This window comes from Enterobacter sp. UPMP2052 (assembly GCF_053709675.1).
Genome location: NZ_JBSKJR010000012.1, coordinates 37,053 through 52,805 on the forward strand (window position 1 = coordinate 37,053; position 15,753 = coordinate 52,805).

Here is a 15,753-nt window from a genome sequence, read left to right on the forward strand (position 1 = left end):
GCGGTTTCTCCGCGGCCCGTCTCGTTTTATCGTCCCCGGTATTCTCCCATGTCACTGCTGACTGCTTCTGATAAGGCACTCTGGCGTCTCGCGCTGCCGATGATTTTTTCCAATATTACCGTTCCTCTGCTCGGCCTGGTGGACACGGCGGTTATTGGTCATCTGGATTCCCCCGTCTATCTGGGCGGCGTGGCGATTGGCGCCACGGCAACCAGCTTCCTCTTTATGCTGCTGCTCTTTTTACGCATGAGCACCACAGGGCTGACGGCCCAGGCCTACGGCGCGAAAGATCCGCTGCGGCTGGCGCGTGCGCTGGTTCAACCTTTATTCCTGGCGCTCGGTGCAGGCGCGCTGATCGTTTTGCTGCGCACGCCGCTGATAGACCTGGCGCTGCATATCGTGGGCGGCAGCGAAGCAGTGCTGGAGCAGGCGCGGCGTTTCCTCGAAATCCGCTGGCTGAGTGCGCCCGCTTCGCTGGCAAACCTGGTTCTGCTTGGCTGGCTGCTGGGCGTGCAGTACGCCCGCGCGCCGGTGATCCTGCTGGTGGTCGGTAACCTGCTCAACATTGTGCTCGATCTCTGGCTGGTCATGGGCCTGCATATGAACGTGCGGGGGGCGGCGCTGGCAACCGCAATCGCCGAGTACGGGACATTTTTGATTGGCTTGTGGATGGTCTGGCGCGCTCTGGCGATGCGCGGGATCTCGGTTGCGCTGCTCAAAACCGCCTGGCGGGGCAATATGCGTAAGCTGCTGGCGCTCAATCGGGATATCATGCTGCGCTCGCTGCTGTTACAGCTCTGCTTCGGTGCGCTGACGGTCTTCGGGGCGCGCCTTGGGCCAGAAATTGTTGCCGTCAATGCGGTGTTAATGACGCTCCTGACCTTTACCGCCTACGCGCTGGATGGTTTTGCCTATGCGGTTGAAGCCCATTCCGGGCAGGCATACGGTGCGCGTGAAAGCGGCCAGCTTCGCGAAGTATGGCGGGCGGCGTGTCGTCAGTCGGGTTTGGTCGCACTGGCATTTGCACTGATCTACGCCTGTTTCGGTGGGCACATCATCGCGCAGCTCACCTCACTCCCGGCGCTGCGTGAACTGGCCAGCCATTACCTCATCTGGCAGGTGATCCTGCCGGTGGTGGGGGTCTGGTGTTATCTGCTGGACGGTATGTTTATTGGTGCAACGCGAGGCGCGGAAATGCGCAACAGCATGGCAGTTGCGGCGGCCGGTTTTGGTCTGACGCTCTTTACGCTGCCGTACCTGGGTAACCATGGTTTGTGGCTGGCGCTCGCGGTATTCCTCTCCCTGCGGGGCCTCTCGCTGGCCTTTATCTGGCACCGTCACTGGCGAAACAACACCTGGTTTCCTGCCCGTTCTGATATATCGTGACGGTTAAAGATTCTGAATATAAATCGGGCTGCCGAATCCCTGACTATAATAATTATCACGTCCAGCAGAAATGCACGTACCGGACGATACGAATTTACGCTTAATACGAGGACACGATTATGAATAAAGACGAAATCGGCGGCAACTGGAAGCAATTCAAAGGTAAAGCGAAAGAACAGTGGGGTAAACTCACCGATGACGACATGACCGTCATCGAAGGTAAACGTGACCAGCTGGTAGGTAAAATCCAGGAGCGTTACGGTTACGAGAAAGATCAGGCGGAAACCGAAGTCAAAGACTGGGAAACCCGTAACGACTATCGCTGGTAATTGATTACCACCCGTGCGAACACGGAAGTACTCCTGAGGGCGGCCATGAGCCGCCTTTTCTTTTGCCGCTAGCGGGGTTTTTTCTTCACCAGGATGGAGTGGTCATGCTGACATGCGTCCTGATGGCTGCAGGATTCCACTTCCACGCAGGCGGAGCATAACCCGTGTGCTTCAATGACGTTATGGCGCAGCGCGAAGCCCATTTTGGCCGCCAGCGTATGCATGATGTCTTCAACCCCTTCCGCACCTTCTTCTTTCACCGCGCCACAGCGATCGCAGATAAACATTGCGGACGTGTGGGTGGGCTGATCGAACAGGTGACACAGCACGTAGCTGTTGGTCGATTCCACCTTATGCACAAAGCCCTGCTCAAGCAGAAAATCCAGCGCGCGATAGACGGTGGGCGGTTTTGCCTGCGGTTCGCTTTCACGCAGCAGGTCAAGCAGATCGTACGCGCTGATGGCACCTTGTTGCAGGCTCATCAGACGCAGTACCTCAAGGCGCTGCGGAGTCAGGCGCACATTGCGTTGCGCGCACAGCTTTTCAGCCTGCACTAACAGCTCTGTTGTGGACTTATCCATGAAGCACCTCGGGTGTAATAGGGCGGAAAACCCTCACTTTATCATGTTCTGTTAAAAACACCGAGTTTCCCCAGGCTGTGCTATACCTGTCGCATTGCAACAGCGGACATTAACCATGAAAAGACCTGACTGCATTCGACACTGGCGCGACGTTGAAGGCCCGGACGACGCAACCTATCCCGATAGCAACGAACTGTTTTCCATCGGCGCACCGCTGGCCCGCAGGCTTGGGCTGAGCCGCATGGGTATTCATCATGAGCGTTTACCGCCGGGCCGACGCACCTCTTATCCGCATGCGGAAAGCGATGAAGAGGAGTTTGTTTACGTGCTGGAAGGCTACCCGGAAGCCTGGATCAACGGTTATCTGTGGAAGCTGGAACCGGGCGACAGCGTGGGTTTTCCTGCCGGAACCGGCGTTTGCCATACCTTTATCAACAATACCGAGGAGGAGGTACGGTTACTGGTGGTGGGAGAGGCCAATAAAAAGCACAACCGCATCTACTATCCGCTCAACCCGGTGTATGCCGCCACGCGTGAAGACCGCTGGGTTGACCATCCTCCGCAGTTTTTTGGCCCGCACGATGGAAAAGTTGGGCGAAAATAATTTCCTCTTCTATAAATATTGAGGGCCGTCACACATAACAACAGGCCCTCACGGAATTTTATTTAGGGAAAGAAATAGCGGGTCTTTTCGTTCTTATTCACAGCAATAGTTCGTTCCTGTTTGGGTGATAACAGACGGGAGTTATTTCATAACAGACTATAAGACGAGCATACTGTGAAAAAACATTTTAAATTTTCGGTGGTTAGCATCGCTGTCTCCCTGTTTATGGCAAATCAGGCGGGAGCAGCCAATACCTGGGCGGAGGCGAGAAGCGACGCAATGGGTGGAACGGGCGTCGCGGCGGGGAGCTATGGCAGCGGGGCGTTAATCAACCCGGCGTTATTAGCAAAGGCAAAACCCGAGGACGATGTTACGGTAATATTACCGTCCGTTGGCGCGCAAATTACGGATAAAGACAACCTTCAGGACGAAATTGATAACATCAACGATAAGATCAATCGCTATCAGGATGTTATTGATAATCTCACCCCCATCGACATCATTACCAATCCGTTAGGCTCAATTAATCAGTTCCAGGGCGCGGCGAAAGATCTCGCTGACGAGCTGGATTACCTTAAAGGCAAAACCGCCCGTGCTTCAGCCGGTGCAGGGATTGCCGTCAGCATTCCTAACGACGTGCTCTCCGTGGCGTTTATGGCTAAAGGTTATGCCCACGGGCGCGTCAGCTCCTCTATCGATCAGCAGGATATTGATTACCTGCGCGGGATCCAACGAAGTGATGCGGTGGCCGCAGGCGTGGCGCTGGATGCTGCGCTGAACGGTACTGACCAAATCACCAAAAACCTCAACTCCACGGCCTCTGGCCGCGCGGCGATTGTCTCCGACTACGGTATCGCCGTTGCCCGTCAGTTCGACCTGGGCGGCGTACCGGTCTCCGTGGGCGTGACGCCAAAATTGCAGAAAACCTGGGTCTATAACTACACCACATCGATTTACGATTACGACAGCAACAAGTGGAATGATAGCCGCTACCGTACGGACGACACCGGTTTTAACGTTGATGCGGGTATTGCCGCCGATTTCGGTGAACACTGGACGGTGGGCGTGAGCGGGCAGAACCTGATGTCGCGCGATATCGACACCAAAGATGTTCGCATCCGCAATGGCCGCACGGGTGAAGTGGTGAGCTACAAAGATACCTATCAGATCCGCCCGCTGGTCACCGCCGGTGCCGCCTGGCATAACGATCTGGTGACGCTGACCGCCGACGGTGACTTGACCGAAACCAAAGGCTTTAAGAGTGAAGATACCTCTCAGTACGTCGGCGTAGGTGCTGAAGTCACGCCGCTGAGTTGGCTGGCGGTGCGTGCGGGTTACCGTGCCGACGTGAAGGGTAACGACAGCAATGTCTTTACCGGCGGTCTGGGCTTTGCGCCGTTCAACACGGTCCACGTAGACCTGATGGGACTGTATGGGGAAGATGAAACCTGGGGCGCAGGCGCGCAGCTCAGCATGACCTTCTAAAGTGCACCGGAGGCACTCCGCCTCCGGTGTTTCTTTGTGCTATAGTAGCGCCCCTTTTCCACCAGATGCTTAAAACTTCGCCATGTCGTCAGAATTACAGACTGCTTTCCCCGCTCACCGTTTCTCCATAGCGCCGATGCTTGACTGGACGGACAGACACTGCCGCTACTTCCTGCGCCAGCTCTCCCGCCATACGCTGCTGTACACCGAAATGGTGACCACCGGGGCGATTATCCACGGAAAAGGGGACTATCTGGCCTACAGCGACGAAGAGCATCCGGTTGCGCTGCAGCTGGGCGGGAGCGATCCGGCGGCGCTGGCGCAGTGCGCGAAGCTTGCCGAAGCGCGCGGTTACGACGAGATCAACCTCAACGTAGGCTGCCCGTCCGATCGCGTGCAAAACGGTATGTTTGGCGCATGCCTGATGGGGAACGCGCAGCTGGTTGCCGACAGTATCAAAGCCATGCGCGACGTGGTTTCGATTCCGGTCACGGTGAAAACGCGTATCGGCATTGACGACCAGGACAGCTACGAATTCCTGTGCGATTTCATCGACACGGTCTCAGGCAAAGGGGAGTGCGAGATGTTCATCATCCACGCGCGTAAAGCCTGGCTCTCCGGCCTTAGCCCGAAAGAGAACCGTGAAATCCCCCCGCTGGACTACCCGCGCGTATACCAGCTGAAGCGTGACTTCCCGCATCTGACGATGTCGATTAACGGCGGCATAAAATCGCTTGAAGAGGCCAAAACGCATCTGGCGCATATGGACGGCGTGATGGTTGGTCGCGAGGCGTATCAAAACCCTGGCATCCTGGCGACGGTCGATCGCGAAATCTTTGGCGTCGAGGGTGCTGATACTGACCCCGTATCCGTCGTACGCGCAATGTACCCTTACATTGAACGCGAGCTGAGCAACGGAACCTGGCTCGGCCACATTACGCGTCACATGCTCGGCCTGTTCCAGGGGATTCCGGGGGCGCGCCAGTGGCGACGCTATCTCAGTGAAAATGCGCACAAAGCGGGGGCCGATATTGACGTGCTTGAGCACGCCCTGCGTCTGGTTGCCGATAAGCGATAAATTTCGCTAAAAGATAGTCAAATTCACTACGCCTCGCAAAATCCTGCGGGGCGTTTTGCTTTCAGAACAACGGGTTAGTTTTGGCACGTTTCTTGTAATGGTTAACGCATTATTCGGGAACTCGTGGGAGAGCACCATGCTGGAACTACTTTTTGTGATTGGCTTTTTTGTCATGCTGATGGTGACGGGCGTCTCGTTACTCGGCATTCTCGCGGCGCTGGTCGTCGCAACGGTGGTGATGTTTATCGGCGGGTTGTTTGCCCTGACGATCAAGCTGCTGCCGTGGCTGCTGCTGGCGGTTGCCGTCGTGTGGGCTATACGGGCCATTAAATCGCCAAAACTCCCCACTTATCAGCGTAATAACCGGTTCCGTTACTAAGGTATTGAGGGGTTCGTCACATACCTGCAACTTTTCCGGCGACGGGGCTTAGAACAGAATAGGATTTACTTATCGAATCTGTCACTATGGCTGCCGCTACAGAATTCATCGAGCTGTACCCTACATACAGCCGAACTAAAAAAAGAAAGGGCTTCCCACGGGAAGCCCAATTTCTTTTCAGGGATCAGGGAATAAGCAGACTTGACCCCTGTGTCGCCCGACTCTCCAGCACCTCGTGCGCACGCTGCGCATCGGCCAGCGGATATTTCTGCGCTTCTGCCACATCCACCTTAATCACGCCGCTGGCGATCAACGAGAACAATTCGTTGCTGGCTTCCTCCAGCTCCTCCCGGTTGGTGATGTAGCCCTGCAGGGAAGGACGCGTCACGTACAGCGACCCTTTCTGGTTCAAAATCCCAAGGTTAACGCCGGTCACGGCCCCGGAGGCGTTACCGAAGCTGACCATCAGGCCGCGGCGCTGCAGGCAGTCCAGCGACGATTCCCAGGTGTCTTTGCCTACCGAGTCATACACCACGCGCACTTTTTTGCCGCCGGTGATCTCTTTTAAACGCTCGACGAGGCTCTCTTCACGGTAGTTAATGATCTGCCACGCGCCCGCCTCTTTTGCGCGCTGGGCTTTTTGCGCGCTGCCTACGGTGCCAATCAGCTTCGCACCTAACGCCTTCGCCCACTGACAGGCGATTAACCCTACGCCCCCGGCGGCGGCGTGGAACAGGAACTGCTCGTCCGGTTTGATTTCGTAGGTTTTGCGCAGCAGGTAATAGACCGTCAGCCCTTTCAGGAATGAGGCCGCGGCCTGTTCAAAGGAGATCGCATTCGGCAGCAGGGCGGCTTTATCCGCCGGAACGTTGTGGACAGAGCTGTACGCGCCGAGCGCCGACTGGGCGTACACCACGCGATCGCCCTCTTTAAGATGCTTAACCGCGCTGCCGACGCCGATGACCACGCCCGCCGCTTCGGTTCCCAGCCCGCTCGGCATGGACGGTGGCGGATAGAGACCGCCGCGAATGTAGGTATCGATGTAGTTAATACCGATAGCTTTGTTTTCAACCTGGACTTCATTTTCGCCAGGCGCGCCGGGGGTAAACTCCACCGCTTTAAGCACCTCTGGTCCGCCATGTTTCTGGAATTCAATGCGCGTTGCCATGCTCCCTCCGTCAGAAAAATATGGTAATCTTTCGACCCACTCTTTATCTCGGTAACTCCATTCACTATGGCAGGAAACAAACCCTTCAACAAACAGACTGAACCCCGCGACCGTGATTTTCAGGTAGCCGGGTTAAAAGTCCCGCCGCACTCGATTGAAGCGGAACAGTCGGTGTTGGGCGGTTTAATGCTGGATAACGAGCGCTGGGACGATGTCGCCGAGCGCGTCGTCGCAGAGGATTTCTATACCCGCCCGCACCGCCATATCTTCACTGAAATGGCGCGCCTGCAGGAGTCCGGCAGCCCGATTGACCTGATCACGCTCGCGGAATCGCTGGAGCGCCTGGGGCAGCTGGACAGCGTCGGCGGCTTTGCTTATCTGGCAGAACTCTCGAAAAACACGCCAAGTGCGGCCAACATCAGCGCATATGCAGACATTGTGCGCGAACGTGCGGTCGTGCGCGAGATGATCTCGGTGGCGAATGAAATCGCCGAGGCCGGTTTCGATCCGCAGGGGCGCACCAGCGAAGACCTGCTCGATCTCGCCGAGTCTCGCGTTTTTAAAATCGCCGAAAGCCGCGCCAATAAAGACGAAGGCCCGAAGAACATCGCCGAGGTGCTCGATGCCACCGTCGCGCGTATTGAACAGCTTTTCCAGCAGCCGCACGATGGCGTAACCGGCGTCAACACGGGCTATGACGATCTCAATAAGAAAACCGCTGGCCTGCAGCCGTCGGATTTGATTATCGTTGCCGCGCGTCCGTCGATGGGTAAAACGACATTTGCGATGAACCTCGTCGAAAACGCGGCGATGTTGCAGGATAAACCGGTGCTTATCTTTAGTCTTGAGATGCCCTCGGAACAGATCATGATGCGTTCCCTGGCATCGCTGTCCCGCGTGGACCAGACCCGCATCCGTACCGGCCAGCTTGACGACGAGGACTGGGCGCGTATCTCCGGCACCATGGGCATACTGCTGGAAAAACGTAACATCTATATCGATGACTCCTCCGGGCTGACGCCAACGGAAGTGCGCTCCCGCGCGCGCCGTATCGCGCGTGAACATGGCGGGATCGGCCTCATCATGATCGACTACCTCCAGCTGATGCGCGTGCCGTCGCTCTCCGACAACCGTACGCTGGAGATCGCTGAAATTTCCCGATCGCTTAAGGCGTTAGCCAAAGAGTTGCAGGTGCCGGTGGTGGCGCTTTCCCAGCTTAACCGCTCTCTGGAGCAGCGTGCTGACAAGCGCCCGGTCAACTCCGACCTGCGTGAATCCGGCTCCATCGAGCAGGATGCCGACTTAATCATGTTTATCTATCGTGATGAGGTGTATCACGAGAACAGCGACCTGAAGGGGATCGCTGAAATTATTATTGGTAAGCAACGTAACGGCCCAATCGGTACGGTACGTCTGACCTTTAATGGACAATGGTCACGCTTTGATAACTATGCGGGACCGCAGTACGACGACGAATAAGGAATTCAAATGCAAGCGGCAACTGTTGTTATTAACCGCCGCGCTCTGCGACACAACCTGCAACGTCTGCGTGAACTGGCACCTGCCAGCAAGCTCGTTGCAGTCGTGAAAGCGAACGCTTACGGACACGGTCTTCTGGAGACCGCGCGAACGCTCCCCGATGCCGACGCTTTTGGCGTTGCCCGTCTCGAAGAAGCACTCCGCCTGCGCGCGGGCGGGATTACCCAGCCGATTTTACTGCTCGAAGGCTTTTTTGAAGCCGCCGATCTGCCGACCATTGCCGAACAGCATCTGCATACTTCGGTTCATAACGAAGAACAGCTGGTGGCGCTTGAAACGGCCAAGCTGAGCGAGCCGGTCACCGTGTGGATGAAGCTTGATACCGGTATGCACCGCCTCGGCGTGCGCCCGGAAGATGCAGAAACGTTCTACCAGCGCCTGTGCCAGTGCAAAAACGTCCGCCAGCCGGTGAACATCGTCAGCCACTTTGCCCGCGCCGACGAACCTGAATGCGGCGCAACCGAGCAGCAGCTTGATATCTTCAACACCTTCTGCGAAGGCAAGCCCGGCGCGCGCTCTATTGCGGCTTCCGGCGGCATTCTGCTGTGGCCGCAGTCCCATTTCGACTGGGCGCGTCCGGGGATTATTCTTTACGGCGTATCGCCGCTGGAGCATAAGCCGTGGGGGCCTGATTTTGGCTTCCAGCCGGTGATGTCGCTGGTCTCTAACCTGATCGCCGTGCGCGAGCACAAAGCCGGGGAGCCGGTGGGCTACGGCGGCACCTGGACCAGCGAGCGCGATACCCGTCTGGGTGTGGTGGCGATGGGCTACGGCGATGGCTACCCGCGCGCCGCGCCGTCCGGCACGCCTGTACTGGTTAATGGCCGCGAAGTGAAGCTGGTAGGCCGCGTGGCGATGGACATGATCTGCGTTGACCTTGGGCCAGATGCCCAGGACAAAGCGGGCGACGACGTGGTGATGTGGGGCGAGGGTCTGCCCGTCGAGCGCATCGCGGAAATGACGGGAGTAAGTGCTTACGAACTTATTACGCGCCTGACGTCACGCGTCGCGATGAAGTACATAGACTGACACCCTCAGGGGGGAGACCCGGCGCGCCTCCCCCGCAACGATAACATCCCCTCGATCTTATTCTGCTTCCGGTTTATTGTTGAATTCCCTGCCTGATAATAATCCGGAGAACCATCGCGTGTTTCAGAAAGTAGACGCCTACGCTGGCGACCCCATTCTCTCCTTGATGGAGCGTTTCAAAGAAGATCCCCGCAGCGATAAAGTGAACCTCAGCATTGGCCTTTATTACAACGAGGAGGGCATTATTCCTCAGCTGCAGGCGGTAGCCGACGCCGAAGCGCGTCTTAACGCGACACCGCATGGCGCCTCGCTTTACCTGCCGATGGAAGGGCTGAACAGCTACCGTAACACCGTCGCTCCGCTGTTGTTTGGCGACGATCATCCGGTGCTGGCGCAAAAGCGCGTGGCGACGATCCAGACGCTGGGCGGCTCGGGCGCGCTGAAGGTCGGGGCGGACTTCCTGAAAAAATACTTCCCGGATTCCGGCGTATGGGTCAGCGACCCGACGTGGGAAAACCACGTGGCCATTTTCGAAGGCGCAGGCTTTAAGGTCGAGACCTATCCGTGGTTCGACAGCGAAACCAACGGCGTGCGCGTGAATGCCCTGCTTGAAAAACTGAACACCCTGCCGGCGCGCAGCATTGTTCTGCTGCATCCGTGCTGCCACAATCCAACGGGGGCGGACCTGACCCATTCTGAGTGGGATGCGGTCATTGAGGTGCTGAAGGCGCGCGATCTCATCCCGTTCCTCGACATCGCCTATCAGGGCTTTGGCGCAGGGATGGAAGACGATGCGTACGCCATTCGCGCCGTGGCCCACGCCGGGCTGCCTGCACTTATCAGCAACTCCTTCTCTAAAATCTTCTCCCTGTACGGCGAGCGCGTGGGCGGCCTGTCGGTCGTGTGTGAAGATGCCGAAGCGGCCGGGCGCGTGCTTGGGCAGCTGAAAGCCACGGTGCGCCGCATCTACTCCAGCCCGCCGAACTTTGGGGCGCAGGTCGTCGCAACGGTGCTCGGTGACGAACAGCTGAAAGCCAACTGGCTTGCGGAAGTGGAAGCGATGCGCAAGCGTATCCTGTCGATGCGCCAGGAGCTGGTGAACGTGCTGAAAGAGGCGGTGCCGGGGCATAATTTCGACTACCTGCTGAAACAGCGCGGCATGTTCAGTTATACCGGCCTGAGCGCCGCACAGGTCGATCGTCTGCGCGAGGAGTTCGGCGTCTACCTGATCGCCAGTGGCCGCATGTGCGTGGCGGGCCTGAACGCCAATAACGTCCAGCGCGTGGCGCAGGCGTTTGCTGCTGTAATGTAAGCACTCACTACCGTTTCTCCCTCTCCCTGTGGGAGAGGGTATCAGGCCGCCGTGCAGCCTGATCGCCCGGTGGCGCTCCGCTTACCGGGCCTATGGGCTGGGTGTTCTCCCTCTCCCTGTGGGAGAGGGCCGGGGTGAGGGCATCAGGCTACTCAGGTCGATGTCTCGCTTTGTGATCGTCTTCTTTTTCTTCAGATTGATAAGCAAAAACTCCTTTTCTTCCCCTGCCGCTGGGGTTATGGTCGGATAGTTTTTTGACCACTCACACAAAATAAAACGATAACAAACTGAATATTCAGGGGAAATATGCGCAAGATCACACTGGCGCTCAGCGCCGCCTGCTTATTGTTCTCACTTAACAGTGTCGTAGTTGCACGCGCATCTGCGCCGACGCCGCTTTACACCGGCACCACCGCCGCCATCCTGGCCGAGCAAGCCCCCATTCACTGGGTCTCCGTGGCACAAATTGAAAACAGCCTGATGGGCCGGGCACCCATGGCCGTCGGCTTCGACATCGACGACACCGTGCTGTTCTCCAGCCCCGGCTTCTGGCGCGGCAAGAAAACCTTCTCGCCGGACAGCGAAGCCTATCTGCAAAACCCGGAGTTCTGGGAAAAAATGAATAACGGCTGGGACGAGTTCAGCATTCCGAAAGAGGTTGCCCGGGCGCTGATCGCCATGCACGTTAAGCGCGGCGACAGCATCTACTTCGTCACCGGTCGTAGCCAGACCAAAACCGAGACCGTCTCTAAAACCCTGCAGGACGATTTTTTGATCCCGGCGGCCAGCATGAACCCGGTGATTTTTGCGGGTGATAAAGAGGGGCAAAACACTAAAACCCAGTGGCTTGAGCAGAAAAATATCAAAGTGTTCTACGGGGATTCTGACAATGACATCACCGCCGCGCACGACGTGGGGGCCAGAGGGATTCGGGTGTTACGCGCCTCGAACTCAACCTATCGCCCGCTTCCGATGGCCGGAAAGTTTGGCGAAGAGGTGATTGTTAACTCAGAGTATTAATGGCCGCGCGGCGGACCGGATCCTTTTTTAATCAAATCTTGCCGCCGCGGGTTTTACCTTTCGCCTTCTTGCTGCACACTTAGAAAGATTCATCTTTCTTAACGGAGCAGCCAATGTGGTATCAACAGACCCTGACCCTGAGCGCAAAATCGCGCGGATTTCACCTGGTGACGGACGAAGTCGTCGGGCAAATCCGCGATTTATCGCGCGTCAAAACGGGTTTGCTGCACCTGCTGCTTCAGCACACGTCCGCCTCTCTCACGTTAAACGAAAACTGCGATCCCACCGTCCGGTCTGATATGGAACGGCATTTTCTCAAAACCGTGCCCGACAACGCCGCCTATGAGCATGACTATGAGGGGGCGGACGATATGCCTTCGCATATCAAATCCTCTTTGCTGGGGGTATCGCTGATGTTGCCGGTACACCAGGGGCGGCTGATGCTGGGCACGTGGCAAGGGATCTGGCTGGGAGAGCATCGCATTCACGGTGGTCCGCGTAAAATTATCGCTACGCTACAAGGGGAATAAAGATGACAATTTCGGAGATACTTCAGTATTGCATGAACAAATCAGGCGCGGAGCAAAGCGTCCACAACGACTGGAAAGCCACGCAGATAAAGGTCGGCGACGTGCTTTTTGCTATGGTCAAAGAGGTTGAAGGCCGCCCGGCGGCAGCGCTGAAAACCAGCCCGGAACTGGCCGATCTGCTGCGTCAGCAGCATCATGATGTGAGGCCGAGCCAGCATCTCAATAAGGCACACTGGAGCACCGTGTATCTCGACGGTTCGATTCCCGATTCACAGATTTACTACCTGGTGGATGCCTCTTATCAGCAGGCAATAGAGCTGCTGCCTGAACAGGTCAGACAGCAGCTGTCGGTATGATTACTTCAACAACGGCTTGAGGAAGCGCGCGGTGTGCGAGGCTTCGCACTCAGCAACGGTCTCTGGCGTGCCGGAGACGAGGATTTCACCGCCGCCGCTGCCGCCTTCCGGACCCAGATCGACGATCCAGTCTGCCGTCTTAATCACGTCCAGGTTGTGCTCAATCACCACGATGGTGTTGCCCTGATCGCGAAGCTGATGCAGAACGTCGAGCAGTTGCTGAATATCCGCAAAATGCAGGCCGGTGGTTGGCTCATCGAGAATGTACAGCGTCTGGCCGGTGCCGCGCTTGGACAGCTCGCGCGCCAGCTTCACGCGCTGCGCCTCACCGCCGGAGAGCGTGGTGGCAGACTGCCCAAGGCGAATATAGGTCAGGCCCACGTCCATCAACGTTTGCAGCTTACGCGCCAGCGCAGGGACGGCGTCAAAGAACTCGCGCGCCTCTTCGATGGTCATATCCAGCACTTCGTGGATGGTTTTGCCCTTGTACTTAATCTCCAGCGTTTCGCGGTTATAGCGCTTGCCTTTGCACTGGTCGCACGGCACGTAGATATCCGGCAGGAAGTGCATCTCGACCTTGATCACGCCGTCGCCCTGACAGGCCTCACAGCGACCACCGCGAACGTTAAAGCTGAAACGTCCTGGCGTATACCCGCGCGAGCGTGATTCCGGCACGCCAGCAAACAGCTCACGTACGGGCGTGAACACGCCAGTATAGGTCGCCGGGTTGGAACGCGGTGTGCGTCCAATCGGGCTCTGGTCAATGTCGATAACCTTGTCGAAATGCTCCAGCCCGTGAATCTCGCGATACGGTGCAGGCTCAGCGAGCGTCGCGCCGTTGAGCTGCGTCTGCGCAATCGGGAACAGCGTATCGTTGATAAGCGTCGATTTACCGGAACCGGACACGCCGGTAATACAGGTAAACAGGCCAACCGGCAGCGTCAGGGTCACGTCTTTCAGGTTGTTCCCGCGCGCGCCGGTCAGTTTCAGCACTTTTTCCGGGTTGGCAGGCACGCGCTGTTTCGGCACTTCAATTTTGCGCTTGCCGCTCATGTACTGGCCGGTCAGCGAGTCCGGTACCGCCATAATGTCTTTCAGCGTCCCTTCAGCCACGACCTGGCCGCCGTGCACACCCGCACCCGGACCAATATCGATAACGTGGTCAGCGGCGCGGATAGCGTCTTCGTCGTGCTCGACCACAATCACCGTGTTGCCGAGGTCGCGCAGGTGAACCAGCGTGCCAAGCAGTCGCTCGTTGTCGCGCTGGTGCAGGCCGATGGACGGCTCATCCAGCACGTACATTACGCCCACCAGGCCCGCGCCAATCTGGCTTGCCAGACGGATACGCTGCGCTTCACCACCGGAGAGCGTTTCCGCAGAGCGGGAAAGCGTCAGGTAGTTCAGGCCGACGTTCACCAGGAATTTCAGACGATCGCCAATCTCTTTCAGCACTTTTTCAGCGATTTTCGCCCGCTGGCCGGAGAGTTTCAGGTTGGTGAAGAAGTCCATCGCGTGACCGATGCTCATGTCTGAGATGGTCGGCAGCGCCGTGTTTTCGACAAACACGTGGCGCGCCTCGCGACGCAGACGGGTGCCTTCACAGGTTGCACAGGAGCGGTTGCTGATGAACTTCGCCAGCTCCTCGCGTACCGCGCTGGATTCGGTCTCTTTGTAGCGGCGCTCCATGTTGTGCAGTACCCCTTCGAACGGATGGCGGCGCACGGAGGTATCACCGCGATCGTTCATGTACTTGAACTCGATGTTCTCTTTAGCGGAACCGAACAGGATCACTTTGTGCACGTTTGCGCTCAGGCTGGCCCAGGGGGCTTCAACGTCGAACTTATAGTGCTCTGCCAGCGATTTCAGCATCTGGAAGTAGTAAAAGTTACGCTTATCCCAGCCGCGAATCGCACCGCCCGCCAGGGACAGCTCCGGGTTCTGGATCACGCGGTCCGGGTCGAAATACTGCTGCACGCCCAGGCCGTCACACGTCGGGCACGCGCCCGCCGGGTTGTTGAAGGAGAACAGGCGCGGTTCCAGTTCGCGCATGCTGTAGCCGCAGATCGGGCAGGCAAAGTTGGCGGAGAAGAGCAGCTCTTCCGCTTTGGTGTCGTCCATATCGGAGACCACCGCCGTACCGCCGGAAAGCTCCAGCGCGGTTTCAAACGACTCCGCCAGACGTGTTGCCAGATCTTCACGCACTTTAAAGCGGTCAATCACCACTTCGATGGTGTGTTTCTTCTGCAGTTCCAGCTTCGGTGGATCGGACAGATCGCACACTTCGCCATCGATACGGGCGCGGATATAGCCCTGGCTTGCCAGGTTCTCCAGCGTTTTGGTGTGCTCGCCCTTACGCTCTTTGATGATGGGCGCAAGCAGCATCAGGCGTTTGCCTTCCGGCTGAGACAGCACGTTATCGACCATCTGGCTGACGGTTTGCGCCGCCAGCGGCACGTCGTGATCCGGACAGCGCGGCTCACCCACGCGGGCATACAGCAGACGCAGGTAGTCATGAATTTCAGTAATGGTACCGACCGTTGAACGCGGGTTATGCGAGGTCGATTTTTGCTCGATGGAGATAGCCGGTGATAACCCTTCAATATGGTCAACGTCCGGTTTTTCCATCAGCGACAGAAACTGGCGCGCGTACGCGGAGAGTGATTCAACGTAGCGACGCTGCCCTTCGGCATACAGGGTGTCGAAAGCCAGTGAGGATTTGCCAGACCCCGAAAGCCCGGTCACGACGATGAGTTTGTCGCGAGGGATGACGAGGTTGATATTTTTGAGATTGTGGGTGCGAGCGCCCCGTACTTCGATCTTATCCATTCACCTTTCCCGGTAGAAACTCGGATGCCTGGTATGTTTGAAGGACAACCGGCAGAAACGGCTAATTATGACACAATTTAACCTGTCTGGATATACAGTATTGGAATGCAATTTCTGATTCACTGTGTAAC

At 57.3% G+C, this 15,753-nt stretch carries 15 protein-coding genes and 1 pseudogene; 13 read left to right on the plus strand and 3 right to left on the minus strand.

The window, feature by feature from the left end; all coding sequences use genetic code 11:
- The first annotated feature begins 48 nt into the window (after window positions 1-48).
- From dinF to ACWKX3_RS20700, 3 genes and pseudogenes are all read left to right on the plus strand, one after another.
- Window positions 49-1,386 (plus strand): MATE family efflux transporter DinF, encoded by a 1,338-nt coding sequence (gene dinF, locus ACWKX3_RS20690; protein WP_454542367.1) that lies wholly within the window; start codon window positions 49-51, stop codon window positions 1,384-1,386.
- Window positions 1,383-1,457, plus strand: a pseudogene (locus tag ACWKX3_RS20695) (hypothetical protein); the annotation flags it as partial. The gene dinF and the pseudogene ACWKX3_RS20695, both read left to right, overlap by 4 nt.
- A 48-nt stretch (window positions 1,458-1,505) precedes the next feature.
- Window positions 1,506-1,715, plus strand: coding sequence for a CsbD family protein (locus ACWKX3_RS20700; RefSeq protein WP_042321172.1), 210 nt, complete (start codon window positions 1,506-1,508; stop codon window positions 1,713-1,715).
- Window positions 1,716-1,783: 68 nt separating this feature from the next.
- Here the strand turns inward: ACWKX3_RS20700 and zur are convergent, their stop codons facing one another.
- A complete protein-coding gene (zur, locus tag ACWKX3_RS20705) occupies window positions 1,784-2,296 on the minus strand; it encodes a zinc uptake transcriptional repressor Zur (RefSeq protein WP_088209299.1) in 513 nt (170 codons plus the stop codon).
- A 115-nt stretch (window positions 2,297-2,411) separates the two neighbouring features.
- On the opposite strand from zur, the gene ACWKX3_RS20710 reads away from it, so the two are divergent.
- From ACWKX3_RS20710 to pspG, 4 genes are all read left to right on the plus strand, one after another.
- Complete coding sequence (locus tag ACWKX3_RS20710) at window positions 2,412-2,900, plus strand: cupin domain-containing protein (RefSeq protein WP_006177479.1); 489 nt, start codon at window positions 2,412-2,414, stop codon at window positions 2,898-2,900.
- Window positions 2,901-3,125: 225 nt separating this feature from the next.
- A complete protein-coding gene (gene traF, locus ACWKX3_RS20715) occupies window positions 3,126-4,385 on the plus strand; it encodes a conjugal transfer protein TraF (RefSeq protein ID WP_153682138.1) in 1,260 nt (419 codons plus the stop codon).
- An 82-nt stretch (window positions 4,386-4,467) separates the two neighbouring features.
- On the plus strand, window positions 4,468-5,463 hold the full coding sequence (gene dusA / locus ACWKX3_RS20720) for a tRNA dihydrouridine(20/20a) synthase DusA (RefSeq protein ID WP_042321168.1): 996 nt from the start codon (window positions 4,468-4,470) through the stop codon (window positions 5,461-5,463).
- 136 nt (window positions 5,464-5,599) lie between these two features.
- Window positions 5,600-5,842, plus strand: coding sequence for an envelope stress response protein PspG (gene pspG / locus ACWKX3_RS20725; RefSeq protein WP_042321165.1), 243 nt, complete (start codon window positions 5,600-5,602; stop codon window positions 5,840-5,842).
- A 184-nt stretch (window positions 5,843-6,026) separates the two neighbouring features.
- On the opposite strand, the gene ACWKX3_RS20730 is transcribed toward pspG, so the two are convergent.
- Window positions 6,027-7,010, minus strand: coding sequence for a quinone oxidoreductase (locus tag ACWKX3_RS20730; RefSeq protein WP_102891686.1), 984 nt, complete (start codon window positions 7,008-7,010; stop codon window positions 6,027-6,029).
- Window positions 7,011-7,076: 66 nt separating this feature from the next.
- On the opposite strand from ACWKX3_RS20730, the gene dnaB reads away from it, so the two are divergent.
- From dnaB to ACWKX3_RS20760, 6 genes are all read left to right on the plus strand, one after another.
- Entirely contained in the window at window positions 7,077-8,489 is a 1,413-nt protein-coding gene (dnaB, locus tag ACWKX3_RS20735; RefSeq protein WP_006177474.1) for a replicative DNA helicase, read from the plus strand.
- 9 nt (window positions 8,490-8,498) lie between these two features.
- Window positions 8,499-9,578, plus strand: coding sequence for an alanine racemase (gene alr, locus ACWKX3_RS20740; protein WP_282484834.1), 1,080 nt, complete (start codon window positions 8,499-8,501; stop codon window positions 9,576-9,578).
- Between the two features lie 118 nt (window positions 9,579-9,696).
- On the plus strand, window positions 9,697-10,890 hold the full coding sequence (gene tyrB / locus ACWKX3_RS20745) for an aromatic amino acid transaminase (RefSeq protein ID WP_058610091.1): 1,194 nt from the start codon (window positions 9,697-9,699) through the stop codon (window positions 10,888-10,890).
- Between the two features lie 306 nt (window positions 10,891-11,196).
- Complete coding sequence (aphA, locus tag ACWKX3_RS20750) at window positions 11,197-11,910, plus strand: acid phosphatase AphA (RefSeq protein WP_202561505.1); 714 nt, start codon at window positions 11,197-11,199, stop codon at window positions 11,908-11,910.
- A gap of 113 nt (window positions 11,911-12,023) precedes the next feature.
- A complete protein-coding gene (locus ACWKX3_RS20755; RefSeq protein ID WP_006177469.1) occupies window positions 12,024-12,440 on the plus strand; it encodes a secondary thiamine-phosphate synthase enzyme YjbQ in 417 nt (138 codons plus the stop codon).
- Between the two features lie 2 nt (window positions 12,441-12,442).
- Window positions 12,443-12,796 (plus strand): MmcQ/YjbR family DNA-binding protein, encoded by a 354-nt coding sequence (locus ACWKX3_RS20760; protein WP_006177468.1) that lies wholly within the window; start codon window positions 12,443-12,445, stop codon window positions 12,794-12,796.
- Here ACWKX3_RS20760 and uvrA read toward each other — a convergent pair whose 3' ends face one another.
- Window positions 12,797-15,622: an excinuclease ABC subunit UvrA gene (uvrA, locus tag ACWKX3_RS20765; protein ID WP_006177467.1), complete on the minus strand. Its 2,826-nt coding sequence runs from the start codon at window positions 15,620-15,622 to the stop codon at window positions 12,797-12,799. It abuts the gene before it with no gap.
- Between the last annotated feature and the right edge of the window lie 131 nt (window positions 15,623-15,753).